This is a genomic window from Luteimonas sp. Soil_N_1 (genome assembly GCF_057656255.1).
Map to the genome: position 1 here is coordinate 413055 of NZ_JBDGKS010000001.1, position 11807 is coordinate 424861.

The following is an 11807-nucleotide window of genomic DNA, read 5'->3' on the forward strand; positions in this document are numbered from 1 at the left end:
TGGCCGGACATCGACCATGCATCCGGGTGCCGCTGTCGCGGTGTCCAGGCGGTCTGCGTGGCGGATCGCGATTCTGACGACGGGTGCGCCGAGCCCCGGAGATGATGCCATGCACACGATTCCGGATTACGCCCCGCCGCCGCCCCCGCCGCCCCCGCCGCCGCCTCCACCGCCGGAACTGGCGCAGAAGCCGCCGGCGCAGCAGCAGGCCATCGTCGATGGCATGACCGACACCCAGGTCGACGATTACGCCACGGATGTCGCGGCTCTCCCACAGGCCGAGCAGCAGGACATCGCCAACCAGCTGGCACAGTCCCTGGATGCCGAAGGGCTGGCGAAGATCCGTCCTGCGTTCGGCACCGGGTCGGGCCCGAACGCGGTCGACCAGGCAGTCGATGCCTATGGCAGCCAGCAGGTGCAGGCCGACTATCCCGCAGCGGTGCGCAATTCCGATGCCGGCATTCGCGACACGCTCGATACCCTTGGCTTGGCGCCGGACGCTGTGGCCGACGCCTCGCCTGCCACACTCGACACCCTGGCCGATGCGGCCGCGCAGGTAGAGTCCGGCGACTACGGTGCCGCCATTGAAACCCTCGCCGGGCTGGCCGGTGGCGAAGCAGGTGCGGCGCTGGCCGCTGATGCGATCCAGGGCCTCGCCGGTGCGGCCGACCAGTTGCCCGCCGCTGTCCGCGACATCCTCACCGATCCCGCGGCCGTGCAGGCGCTTCTCGACGCCGGTCCAGAACTGATCGGCCAGATCGTGGACGGCGACATCGCCGGGGCACTGGCATCTGCCGCCGACAACACCACGTTGCGTGAGGCGCTGATCGATGCAGCGTTCGCACCGGGCACGGATCTGGCGCAGGCGGCGACCTCGCTCGGTCTGGGCGTGGACGATCTCAAGGCCGCCGGTGCCGGTCTGCCCGATCTGGTGCGGGCCGCGACGCTGGCTGGCGGGCAGCAGTGGCAGGCTGCCGCGCTCGCGCTGATCGACGCAGCCGGACACGCCCCGGAACTGGTCGCACGCGGCCTGCAGGCGTTGGCGGCCGAGCTCCCCGAGCCGGCCGCCGGCATTCTCGGCGATGCCGACGTCGCCACTCACTTGGCATCAGCGGGCGGCGACGCGCTGCGCGCGCTGGTCAATGGTGACCCCGGTGCAGCGCTGCAGCATCTGGCCGGCAACGCGGCACTGCGCGATGCGGTCATCGACGCGGCCATGCGCGATCCGCAATCGGACTTCAGCCAGGCGGTCGCGCGTCTCGGCCTCACCGCTGATGATCTCAAGGTCGCAGGCGCCGCATTGCCCGATGTCATGGAGGCGGTTTCGCTCGCCGCCCAGGGACAGTGGCAGGATGCCGCCCTGGCGCTGGTCGATGCCAGCGAACAGGCCCCGGAGCTGGTGGCGAAGGGGATCCAGGCACTCGCCGCGGATCTGTCGTCGCCGGCGAGCGACATCCTCGGCGATCCCGCCGTGGCGGCCCAATTGGCCGATGCAGGCCCCGACGCCCTGCGTGCGCTGGTCAATGGCGACCCGGCCGGCGCGCTCGAGCACCTCGCGGGCGCCAAGGATCTGCGGGACGCGGTCATCGACGCCGCGCTGCAGGACCCGGATTCCGGTTTCAGCCAGGCGGTCGACCGGCTCGGCCTCAACGCCGATGACCTCAAGGCGCTTGGCGACGGCCTGCCCGACGCCATGCGCGCAGTCGCCCTGGTGGCGAATCCGCAGGCCACGCCGGAAGACTGGCGCCAGGCCGGACTGGCGCTTGTCGCCGCTTCCACGCACGCGCCCGAGGTGGTCGCCAAGGGTCTGGCGGCCATGGCGTCGCATCTGCCAGAAGGGCTCGCCAGGACGGTACTCGGCGATCCCGATGTGGCCGGTGCTCTGGCGGCGGCTGGTCCCGAAGCCCTGACCGCGCTGCTCGAAGGCGATGTCGCGCAGGCGCTGACCGCGCTGGCCGGCAACAAGACATTGCGCGATGCCGTGATCGATGCGGCAGCAGGGGACGCGCAGGTCGCCGCCCAGCTGGAGGCCGCCGGTCTGACTGCCGCCGACCTCAAGCAGGCCGGTGATGCTGCGCCACACCTGTTCGCGGCCATCGACCATCTCGCCAACGGCCGAATCGACGCGGCGCTCGACGCACTGGGTGAAGTCGCCGGTGCTGCGCCGGACCTGCTCGGCAAGATCGGCGCGGCGATCTACGACCAGCTTTCCCCCGAGATGCAGGCCGCGCTGGGCCAGCTGGGCGTCGACGCCGACAACATCGAGGCGATGGCTGCGGCACTGCCGTCACTGGTCGACGCCGGTAATGCGCTCATGGAGCAGCGCTGGAGCGACGCAGTCGAGCATGTCCTGGCCGCAGGCGCCGCCGCCCCGGACGCGGCCACCGGCCTGGTGACCGCGCTGGGCGAACAGGTACCCGAGGGACTCGCGCACGATCTGCTGACCGACGAAACGATCGCCGCAGCGATCGCTGGCGACAGCGATCTGCACGATGCGATCAACCAGTTGCTCGACGGCCAGGTGCTCGAAGGCGCCAGTGCGTTGCTGCACAACGATGCGGTACGCGACCGCGCGCTGGAGATCGTGGCCGGCGACGCAGGGGTGGTCGAAGCGCTCGAGGCCGCCGGTCTTACCGCAGGGGATCTGGTCGAGGCCGGCGCCGCTGCACCGCACCTGCTCGATGCCGGCATCGCCCTGAAGAACGGCGAGTGGCAGGACGCGGTCGATCACATCGGCGAGGCGGCCGGCGCCGCTCCGGGTGTGCTGTCGAAGATCGGTGAGCGGATCTTCGACGCGATGCCCGAAGGGCTGCAGAACAGACTTGAATCCCTCGGCCTGACCCGCGAGGAATTCGCCCAAGCCGGCGAAGCAGTGCCGCACGTGGTCGCCGCGCTGCAGGCGTTGTCGCCCGGTGGTGATGGCGTCCTCGCGGCGCTGGACGCGCTGGGCGACGCCGTGGCTGCGGCGCCGGACCTTGTCGCGCGCATGGTCAACGCCGTCGGCGCGCAACTGCCCGACACACCGGCCACGCAACTGCTCAAGTCCCTGCTGACCGACGAGACCCTGGTCTCGACGCTCGTCGGCAACGAAGACCTGCATGGCGCCTTGCAGGACATGTTGCAGGGTGACGTGCCAGGAGGCATCCGTGCGATTGCCGACAACGTAGCAGTGATGGAAGCCTTGGCCGCGGTGTTGGCGAACGACGAGGCGCTGATGGCGCGTCTCGAGCCGCTCGGCCTGACCACGGCCGAGGATCTGGCTGCGCTCGGTCCGGCACTGTCGAACGTGTTCGACGTCGCCGATGCGGTCGGCGAGGGCGACATCGCCGCGGCGATCCAGGCCTTCGCCGCGTTCGCGACCAGCATTCCGGAAGGGTCGCGCGACACGATCGTCGACGCGCTGACTTCGAGATTCGACCTTAAGCCGGAGATCGTCTCGCTGCTGTCAGGTGCGCTCGATGCGATGACCAGCCCTGCGGTCGCCGAGGCGATCGCCGCCGCCATTCAGGCCTTTGGCAATGGTGATCCTGTCGAGTTCATCCGCAAGCTTGGTGAGGCGGCCGGCGTGCTTGCCGACGAGGCACCAGGACTGGCGACCAGCTTCCTAAACTCGCTGAGTTTGCTGCCCGGCTCGGTAGGCGAGTTCTTTGCCGATGGGGATCTCAATGCCGCGATCGTCGACTCCGGCTCGCTGGGCCACATGTTCGATGCGGCGACGAAGCTCGCCAGCGGCGATATCGAAGGCGCGCTGGGTGCGCTTGGCGAGGCAATCGGCAACTTCATCACTTACGGCGAAAAGGCCTCGGTGCTCGGTTACGACCTGCCGTTCGGCGAACAGGCGGTCGATCTGATCGGCAAGCTGGTGACCCAGTTCATCGAAGCGATGCCGCAGCAGGTCAAGGACTTCATGCAGCGGCAGGCGGCAGAAGCCGTCGCCACGACCGGCCTGCGGTCGATTCCGTTCATTGGTCCGGTGGTCGGCGTCGTCGATGCGGGCTCGGATCTGATCGGCAACATCGCCGACGGTGCGAGCGGTATGACCATCGCGTTGAGCGCGGCCGACCTGCTGGTCAACGCCGCCAGCCTGTTCCCGCCGGCGCAGGCTGCGCTGACGCCGCTCAAGACCTTGCTGGGTGTCGCCCAGGGCGTCAACGCCACGGTCGAGTTCGTCGGCAACATGACCGACTTCGGCGAGCAGTTCACCGGCATGTGATGAGGCGGATCGCATCCACGCCCCGTCGCGCTGCGGCAGGGCCTTTGCACCTGCTCAGGCCAGACTACGTGCCTGCAGGAATGCCAGGGTGCGGGCGACACGCGCGTCCGTACCTGCTCCGGCTCCGGCCTCGAGTTCGAACACGGCATCAGCCGGCAGCCGCGCGGTGCCCTGGCGGACGAACGTCTTCGCCTGCTCGCGGAACCGCGCACCGTCCTCCGCACGGACATTGTGCGCAGTGGCGCGTTGCTCGACTTCCGACCAGTCCACGACACAGGCATCGATGCCGTCGAGATAGTGCAGCCACGCGGTGCCGTACAGGCCCAGTCGTGGCGTCGTCCCGTACAGCGACTGCAGGGCATCGCGATAGCGTCCGGCCAGAGCGTCGATCGGGCCGGGCATGTCGCCCAGATGCTCTCGCAACGACTGTGCCGTCTCCGTATCGCGCGCCATCGCAGTGGCGATGCGCGCGTTGTCCACGGCGTCGAATCCACCTTCGGCGAAGACGCGCGTCGCCCAGTCGTCGGATTCGAGCGGTGGGTTGTCGAGAACCACAATGACCTGTTGCGCCACGATCTGCTCCTCGATGAGACCGGCTCGAGTATACCCAGCGCGCATGATGGCCTCCGGCCGTCACGGACGCCGAACGACGCGCTGCACACCATCGGTCCGACTGCGCATGCCGCGCATCGCGATCCCCCATATCGACTGGAGAACGCCGCATGATTTCCCGCCTTGTGCTCGCCGCCGCCATTGGCGCCAGCCTGCTTGCCGCCTGCGGCGACCGTACCCCCGCTGCCGATGTGGCATCACCCGTCCCGGCGCCGGCCGCAGCGTCGGCGGATGTCGAAGGCGCTGTCGCAGCCGGCGCGCTCGATGCGGCAGCGAACGATGCTGATGCGTCAGCAGCAATGCCGTCATCCGTCAGCAGCAGGGACCCGCAGCCGCCGGTGGCAGGCGATGCAGGCGCGTGGCGCTATGAAAGCGAAGGCACGGGTGATGCCCAACGCCATGAAGCGTCGCTCGAAGGACGGGTCGACGGCAATGCGCCGGTGACGCTGACGTTCGCATCGAACGCGCTGACGGGTCGGCAGGCGCATCTGCAGGGGCTGCCGGAGGCACCCGATTGCGCCGCTGGCTGTCGTATCCAGTTGTCCATCGACGGCGTGGCTGGCGTCACGGCGCGAGCCACGCCGGCGCCGGATGATCCGACGACACTGACGCTGCGCGATGCCCGGGGCATCTGGCGTTCGCTCGAAGGCGCACGCCGTCTCGAGGCGCGGTATCCCGGTGTGGATGGTCGCGAACGCCATGCGGTGTTCGAGGTCGCCGGCGTCGATACCGCACGCATGCCCGGATGGGGGCGATGAGCGCCTGGACGTATGAAGACGCGCCCGTCAACGGTTATCGGCTGCGCACGGTACGTGCGCGCAGCCTGATGCCGCTGTACGCGCACGACGGGCAACTGGTGCATGCGTCGATCGAGTTCCGCGACCACGCGTTGCGTGGCCGGCAGGCGCACCTTCAACTGGAAGCGGGCGGATTCGACTGCGGCCTCACCTGCGATCTGCGGTTCTCGACCGACATCGCTGCCCCTTGGCGCGAGCGCGCGGGTCCGGTCGACGGTTCGCAGGTGCTTGCCCTGCGTGATGCGCGTGCCCTGTGGTGGCGCCTGCGTGGCGCGCATCTGATGACGTTGCGCGTCCCGGTCAGTGGCCGACGCGAGGCGCTGGCCACATTCGATCTGTCCACGCTCGAACGCAGTCGCCTGCCCTGGGACGAGGTCGCCGTTGCGCGCCGACAGGTGCGCGCAGACGCCTTGCAGCGCGCAGCCGACGCCTAGAGCATCCGGCCACCGTCCACACGCACGATCTCGCCGGTGGTGAACCCGGCTTCGCGGACCAGCCACGCCACCGCAGCGGCGATCTCGGCGGCGCCGCCGGCCCGTGCCAGCGGTGTGGTCGCCAGAATGCGCGCCTGCAGCGACGGATCCGGATCGGTTTCGGGCCACAGGATCGCGCCGGGCGACACCGCGTTGACCCGCACTTCGGGCGCCAACGCCACCGCCAGACCGCGGGTCAGGCCGAGCAGCGCGGCTTTCGATGCGCTGTACGCGACCAGGTCGGCGCGCGGCCGCTCCGCGTAGAGATCGCCGATGTTGACGATCGCACCGCGTCTCTCGCGCAGGTGGGGCGCCGCAGCCTGCGCGAGCAGAAACGGCGCGCGCGCGTTGGTCGCCATCAGCGCGTCGAACGCATCGGCACCGGTCGCCTCGAACGATGTCGGAGCAAAGGCCGCGGCATTGTTGACCAGCGCATCGAGCCGACCGAAACGGGCGACGGTGTCGGCGATCAGAGCCGGCAGCAACGCCGCATCGGCCAGGTCGCCCTGCAGCACCAGCGTGCTGTCCGCTCGCTGTGCATCGAGTTCGCCGGCCAGCGCATCGGCATCGTCGCGCGAATGGTTGCAGTGCAGGGCGACCGCATAGCCGTCGGCATGCAGCCGGCGCGCGATTGCCGCGCCGATGCGGCGCGCGGCGCCGGTGACGAGAACCACGGGAGCGGATGCGGACATGCCCATTGGGATGGAGTGACGGGTGGTCACCTTACGTCACCGGCCGGGTCGCGTCGCGACGCAGCAGCGATGCCCACGGTCGCAGCTGGTCTGGCGGTGCGCAGTACGGTCCAGTCCGCATCAGACTTGCCCCCTGTCCCCGGAGCATCGAGTCTGTTCTTCGAATCCATTACCGGCGGCCGGAGAACATGTGACGATGGGCACGTATACCTACGGGCAAATCCTCAATCTGGAAGTGGCACGCGACATCCTCAATGGCCGGATCGCGGCTTTGTCGGAGCGGCTGGAACTCGAGGCGCGCTGCGCGAATCCGGATCACGCGGCGATGGCCGCCATGGAAGACGAGATGCTGGGCATCGGCCTGCGGATCGATTCGCTGGATGTCCGCGACGACGCGAGCGTGAATATGGTGATCGAGGAGAACCGTCTCGCGCGCCAAGGGGCGTGAGCGCGTCAGGCGCGTGTCGGCCACAGGACATTCAAGAGGCTCGCGTATCCTGAGCGCTGCAAGTTCCGAGGTCTCCAGATGTCCGGTTCCGCCCCGTCTCCGTCCGCCGATGCCCTCGCCCATAGCGAGCGCCTGCGTGCCCTGATCCACGCCCAGATCGCCGAAGCGGGCGGGGCGATTCCGTTCTGGAAGTTCATGGAACTGGCGTTGTATGCGCCGGGCCTGGGCTACTACAGCGCAGGTGCGGCCAAGTTCGGCGCTGCTGGCGATTTCGTCACCGCGCCCGAGCTGGGGCCGCTGTTCGCCGAGTGCATCGCCGAGGCCTGTGCGCCGGTGCTGCAGGCGATCGGCACGGACGCGCAGTTCTTCGAGATCGGCGGCGGCAGCGGTGCGTTCGCAGGTGATGCGCTGGCGCATCTGGCGGCGCTCGGTGCGACGCCGGCGCGCTACGCGATCCTCGAGCCCAGCGCCGATCTGCGCGAGCGCCAGCGCGCGCATCTGCAGCAGCGCCTGCCGGCGGAGCTGTTCGCGCGCGTGGAATGGGTCGACGGTCCGATGCCGGGCGACTGGCAGGGCGTGCTGTTCGCCAACGAGGTCGTCGATGCGTTGCCCACGCCGCGCTTCGTCATCGGCGAGGGCGAGGTGTTCGAGGAATACGTGACCCGCGAGGGCGACAGCTTCGGTCGCACGATCCACCCGGCAGATGCGTTGCTGGGCGCTGCCGTGCGCCATGTCGAACGACAGCGCGGCGCACCGTTCCCCGACGGGTACCGCTCCGAGCTGCTGCCGCAGTTGCCGTACTGGGTGCAGGCGGTCGCAGGTGGCCTGACCCGGGGCGCAATGCTGTTCGTCGACTACGGCTACACGCGGCGCGAGTACTACCGCGACGGTCGCGATGCCGGCACGTTGCGCGCGTTCCATCGCCACCAGGTCACCGGCGACGTGTTCGCGTGGCCCGGGTTGCAGGACCTCACCGCGTCGGTCGACTTCACCGCGCTGGCCGAGGCCGGCTCGCACGCCGGTTTCGAGTTCGCCGGCTACTGCAACCAGACCTCGTTGCTGCTCGGCAACCGGCTGGAGCAGCGTCTGGCCGCGCACGAGGCACTGGCGACGGACGAGGCCGGGCGCTACGCGCTGCGCCAGCAGGCCAAGCGGCTCACCCTCCCGGGCGACATGGGCGAGGCCTTCCAGGCGATCGGGTTCGCGAAAGATGTCGACTTCGACCACGCCTTCCTGATCGGCGACATGAGCCACCGTCTGTGAGCAGACTCTCGTGAGCCCGCATCCGCGCCTGGGACGCTCGTTCAAGCCGCTGCGTCGCCCGGTCCTGTGGGGTGGGCTGTGGGTCGCGGCGATCGCGGCCGTCGTCGTGCTGTCGCTGGCACCGTCGGTGCCGATGCCCGATGTCCCCGACAGCGACAAGCTCGGCCATTTCCTCGCGTACTTCGCGCTGGCTGCAGCTGCCGTGCAGCTCTACGCGCGCTGGCCCGCGCTGCTCGGCGCCGGTGCCGGTCTGGTGCTGCTCGGCATCGGCCTGGAGTACGCGCAGGGCGCGTTGACCCAGACGCGCATGCAGGACCCCGCCGACGCGTTCGCCAACACGCTGGGCGTGATCGTGGGCCTGTCCACACGGCTGACGCCATTCCGCGATGTGCTGCTGCAGTTCGATACGCGCGGACTCGATGGGGTCGGTCGCTGAGCGCAGCACCGGTTGCCCGATAATCCCTTACCCCAAGCCTGGCTCACCGCATGTCCGCTGCCCTGCCTCCCAGCACTTCCGTGACGTCCGCCGATGACATCGACCGTGGCGGTGCGCGTCTGGCGTGGGCGCGCGAAGCGACCGGCGATGCCGGGCTGACGCTCGTCCGCGCCTCGATGGATGCCGGTTTCCGCAGTTACTGGCGCGGTGAGGCGCACGGCCTGTCACGCATCGTCATGGACTCGCCACCCGATCTGGAAGACGTGCGGCCGTGGTTGCGCATCCGCGATGTCCTGGAGGCCAGCGGCGTCCGCGTGCCGCTGGTGCTGGCCCGCGATGTCGAGGCCGGATTCCTGCTGCTCGAGGACCTCGGTGGCGACACCTGTCTGCAGGCGCTCGACACACTCGATGCCGATGTCCTGATGGCGGCCGCGTTCGAACAGCTGTTGCGCCTGCAGGCCATCGCGCCGCCCCTCGATCTGCCCACGTTCGATGGGCCGATGCTGCGCCGCGAACTGGCCCTGTTCGAGGACTGGTTTCTGGGTCGACATCTCGGCGTGACGCTGTCACCGGACGAGCGCGTGGGCTGGGATGCGGTGCAGACGCATCTGGTCGACTCGATGCTCGCGCAGCCGCAGGTGTTGGTGCACCGCGACTACATGCTGCGCAACCTGATGCCGGTCGTGGGCGGCGTCGCGGTGCTCGATTTCCAGGATGCGGTGCGCGGCCCGGTCGCCTACGACGTCGCCTGTCTACTGCGCGACGCGTTCCACAGCTGGCCCGAGTCGCAGACAGCGGCGTGGCTGGACCGTTACCACGCGCTTGCGCAGGCAGCGGGGCTGCCGGTGCCACCGCGGCCGCAGTTCCAGCGCGACGCCGCGCTCACCGGCGTGCAGCGCCACCTCAAGGTCATGGGCATCTTCGCGCGCCTGCACCATCGTGACGGCAAGCCGAAGTATCTCGCCGACGCACCGCGCTTCCTGGCGTATCTCGATACGGTCGTCCCGCTCGATCCGGCGCTGGGGCCGCTCGGCGCGCTGCTCGACCGTCATGTGCGCCCGCGGCTCGCCGCAGGCTGATCCGGAGGGCACATCGCCATGCAGACCGTGATTCCACAGCTGCGCATGACCGACGCCGCACGCAGCCTGGCGTTCTACGCCGCGCTTGGTTTCACCGTCGACTGGGAGCACCGCTTCGACACCGGCATGCCGCTGTTCGCGCAGCTCACGCGCGATGGGCAGACGCTGTTCCTGACGGGCCATGCCGGTGACTGCGCCATCGGCGGCGCGGTGTATTTCAAGGTGCGCGATGTCGATGCCTGCGCGCGTGCGTTCGCCGTTGCCGGCGTGCCGATCGTGACGGCGCCCTGGGACACGGACTGGGGGACGCGTGAGATGGTGCTCGTCGATCCCGACCACAATCGCCTGCGGTTCGCGCAGCATCCCGACTGATCGCGCCGCATTGCGTGAGGAGATTCCGATGGACGACCTGTTCGCCGACGTGCCCGTGCCCGTCCACGGCATCCGCACCGGCATCGGCGGCTGGACGTTCGCGCCCTGGCGCGACAACTTTTACCCCAAGGGCCTCGTGCAGAAGCGCGAGCTCGAATACGCGAGCCGCCGGCTGACCGCGATCGAGATCAACGGCACCTTCTATGGCGCGCAGAAACCCGCGACCTATGCGAAGTGGGGCAGCGAAACGCCACCGGGCTTCGTGTTCTCGCTCAAGGCGCCGCGCCACATCGTCGGCGCCCGCACGCTGGCCGGCACGAGCAAGCAGATCGCGGGCTTCATCGAAGGCGGTATCGCGGAACTCGGTGATCATCTGGGCCCATTGCTGTGGCAGTTCGCGCCGCAGCGGCGTTTCGATGCCGAGGATGTCGAAGCCTTCCTCGACCTGCTGCCCGATGCAGTCGACGGTCTACCACTGCGGCATGCGATCGAAGTGCGGCATCCCTCGTTCCAGAGCGAGGTCTGGCTGCGCCTCGCCCGTGCACGCGGTGTGGCAACGGTGTTCACCGATTCCACCGATTACCCGTCCTTCGCCGATATCACCGGCGATTTCGTCTACGCCCGCCTGATGGCCAGCCGCGAGACCAGCACCACCGGCTACCCCGGCCTGCAGCTCGATGCCTGGGCCAAGCGCGCACTGCAATGGGCAACGGGCGAAGCGCCGGCCGACCTGCCGTATGCCGGACCGCGCGACGCCGCGCCGGCCACTGCGCGCGACACCTTCGTGTTCTTCATCTCGGCCGCGAAGGAACGCAATCCAGCCGCGGCGATGGCGTTGCAGCAGCGGTTGCAGGCCGCTGCGTGACATCCGCCGCGCTGACGTTGCGTGCGGTCGGGTGTGACGACGCGGATCTGCTGTTCCGGCTGATGCAGTACTACTTCTTCGAAGCCTCCGCGTGGAGCGGCGAGCGGATCGGTGCCGATGGCCTGTTCGACTGCAGCCGAGCCGATGTCGCTGCAGTGATCGAGGATGATCCGCATTGGGCGCGCCTGCTCGAATGCGAAGGAGAAGTGGCCGGGTTCGTGCTGGTGGAGCCCCTTGCGCTCGACGATGGGGACGCCGCGCCTATGCATGCATGTCTGCAGGCGTTCGCCCCCGGTGCGACGAGTGGGCCGATGGAACTGGCCGACCTGTTCGTGCTGCCGGCATGGCGGCGACGGGGTTTGGCGCTGGAGACGGTGCGCCGACTGCTTGTCCCCGGCACCGGCCCCTGGCTGATCGCGACGTTCCGTGAGGACGCGGCCGCGCATGCGTACTGGACCCGGACGCTGCCACGATCGGGACTGCGTCACGAGGCGCTGCCGGACGGCATCGACGCCCGTTTCAGACTGTTCGCCGTCGAGGCCCCGCCGGACTGAGCC

12 protein-coding genes are annotated in these 11807 nt (G+C 69.2%); 10 read left to right on the forward strand and 2 right to left on the reverse strand.

The window, feature by feature from the left end:
- Positions 1-109 precede the first annotated feature (109 nt).
- Positions 110-4213: a hypothetical protein gene (locus tag AC3A4E_RS01985; RefSeq protein ID WP_487629900.1), complete on the forward strand. Its 4104-nt coding sequence runs from the start codon at positions 110-112 to the stop codon at positions 4211-4213.
- A gap of 54 nt (positions 4214-4267) precedes the next feature.
- Here the strand turns inward: AC3A4E_RS01985 and AC3A4E_RS01990 are convergent, their stop codons facing one another.
- Entirely contained in the window at positions 4268-4831 is a 564-nt protein-coding gene (locus AC3A4E_RS01990; RefSeq protein WP_487629901.1) for a hypothetical protein, read from the reverse strand.
- Positions 4832-4935: 104 nt separating this feature from the next.
- On the opposite strand from AC3A4E_RS01990, the gene AC3A4E_RS01995 reads away from it, so the two are divergent.
- Both AC3A4E_RS01995 and AC3A4E_RS02000 read left to right on the forward strand, forming a co-directional pair.
- Positions 4936-5583 (forward strand): hypothetical protein, encoded by a 648-nt coding sequence (locus AC3A4E_RS01995; protein ID WP_487629902.1) that lies wholly within the window; start codon positions 4936-4938, stop codon positions 5581-5583.
- Positions 5580-6056 carry a hypothetical protein gene (locus AC3A4E_RS02000; RefSeq protein ID WP_487629903.1) on the forward strand — a complete coding sequence of 159 codons (477 nt, stop codon included), beginning with the start codon at positions 5580-5582 and terminating at the stop codon, positions 6054-6056. The genes AC3A4E_RS01995 and AC3A4E_RS02000 overlap by 4 nt, the downstream gene beginning before the upstream one ends.
- On the opposite strand, the gene AC3A4E_RS02005 is transcribed toward AC3A4E_RS02000, so the two are convergent.
- Positions 6053-6787: a pteridine reductase gene (locus tag AC3A4E_RS02005; RefSeq protein ID WP_487629904.1), complete on the reverse strand. Its 735-nt coding sequence runs from the start codon at positions 6785-6787 to the stop codon at positions 6053-6055. The genes AC3A4E_RS02000 and AC3A4E_RS02005 overlap by 4 nt on opposite strands.
- Positions 6788-6983: 196 nt before the next feature.
- Between AC3A4E_RS02005 and AC3A4E_RS02010 the strand changes: the two genes are divergently transcribed.
- The 7 genes from AC3A4E_RS02010 to AC3A4E_RS02040 all read left to right on the forward strand — a co-directional run bounded on the left by AC3A4E_RS02010 (position 6984) and on the right by AC3A4E_RS02040 (position 11804).
- A complete protein-coding gene (locus AC3A4E_RS02010; protein WP_487629905.1) occupies positions 6984-7235 on the forward strand; it encodes a hypothetical protein in 252 nt (83 codons plus the stop codon).
- Positions 7236-7313: 78 nt separating this feature from the next.
- The gene (locus AC3A4E_RS02015) at positions 7314-8498 is read left to right on the forward strand and encodes a class I SAM-dependent methyltransferase (protein ID WP_487629906.1); all 1185 of its coding nucleotides are present in this window, start codon (positions 7314-7316) and stop codon (positions 8496-8498) included.
- A 10-nt stretch (positions 8499-8508) separates the two neighbouring features.
- Positions 8509-8934, forward strand: coding sequence for a VanZ family protein (locus AC3A4E_RS02020; protein WP_487629907.1), 426 nt, complete (start codon positions 8509-8511; stop codon positions 8932-8934).
- 80 nt (positions 8935-9014) lie between these two features.
- Positions 9015-10013 carry an aminoglycoside phosphotransferase family protein gene (locus AC3A4E_RS02025; protein ID WP_487629908.1) on the forward strand — a complete coding sequence of 333 codons (999 nt, stop codon included), beginning with the start codon at positions 9015-9017 and terminating at the stop codon, positions 10011-10013.
- An 18-nt stretch (positions 10014-10031) separates the two neighbouring features.
- Positions 10032-10385, forward strand: coding sequence for a bleomycin resistance protein (locus AC3A4E_RS02030; RefSeq protein WP_487629909.1), 354 nt, complete (start codon positions 10032-10034; stop codon positions 10383-10385).
- A gap of 28 nt (positions 10386-10413) precedes the next feature.
- Positions 10414-11250 carry a DUF72 domain-containing protein gene (locus tag AC3A4E_RS02035; protein ID WP_487629910.1) on the forward strand — a complete coding sequence of 279 codons (837 nt, stop codon included), beginning with the start codon at positions 10414-10416 and terminating at the stop codon, positions 11248-11250.
- Positions 11247-11804, forward strand: coding sequence for a hypothetical protein (locus AC3A4E_RS02040; RefSeq protein ID WP_487629911.1), 558 nt, complete (start codon positions 11247-11249; stop codon positions 11802-11804). The genes AC3A4E_RS02035 and AC3A4E_RS02040 overlap by 4 nt, the downstream gene beginning before the upstream one ends.
- Positions 11805-11807: the final 3 nt, after the last annotated feature.

Coding starts and splice junctions, on each gene's coding strand:
- AC3A4E_RS01985 (WP_487629900.1), top strand. CDS start 110: ATGCACACGATTCCGGATTACGCCCCGCCGCCGCCCCCGCCGCCCCCG.
- AC3A4E_RS01990 (WP_487629901.1), bottom strand. CDS start 4,831: ATGCGCGCTGGGTATACTCGAGCCGGTCTCATCGAGGAGCAGATCGTG.
- AC3A4E_RS01995 (WP_487629902.1), top strand. CDS start 4,936: ATGATTTCCCGCCTTGTGCTCGCCGCCGCCATTGGCGCCAGCCTGCTT.
- AC3A4E_RS02000 (WP_487629903.1), top strand. CDS start 5,580: ATGAGCGCCTGGACGTATGAAGACGCGCCCGTCAACGGTTATCGGCTG.
- AC3A4E_RS02005 (WP_487629904.1), bottom strand. CDS start 6,787: ATGTCCGCATCCGCTCCCGTGGTTCTCGTCACCGGCGCCGCGCGCCGC.
- AC3A4E_RS02010 (WP_487629905.1), top strand. CDS start 6,984: ATGGGCACGTATACCTACGGGCAAATCCTCAATCTGGAAGTGGCACGC.
- AC3A4E_RS02015 (WP_487629906.1), top strand. CDS start 7,314: ATGTCCGGTTCCGCCCCGTCTCCGTCCGCCGATGCCCTCGCCCATAGC.
- AC3A4E_RS02030 (WP_487629909.1), top strand. CDS start 10,032: ATGCAGACCGTGATTCCACAGCTGCGCATGACCGACGCCGCACGCAGC.
- AC3A4E_RS02035 (WP_487629910.1), top strand. CDS start 10,414: ATGGACGACCTGTTCGCCGACGTGCCCGTGCCCGTCCACGGCATCCGC.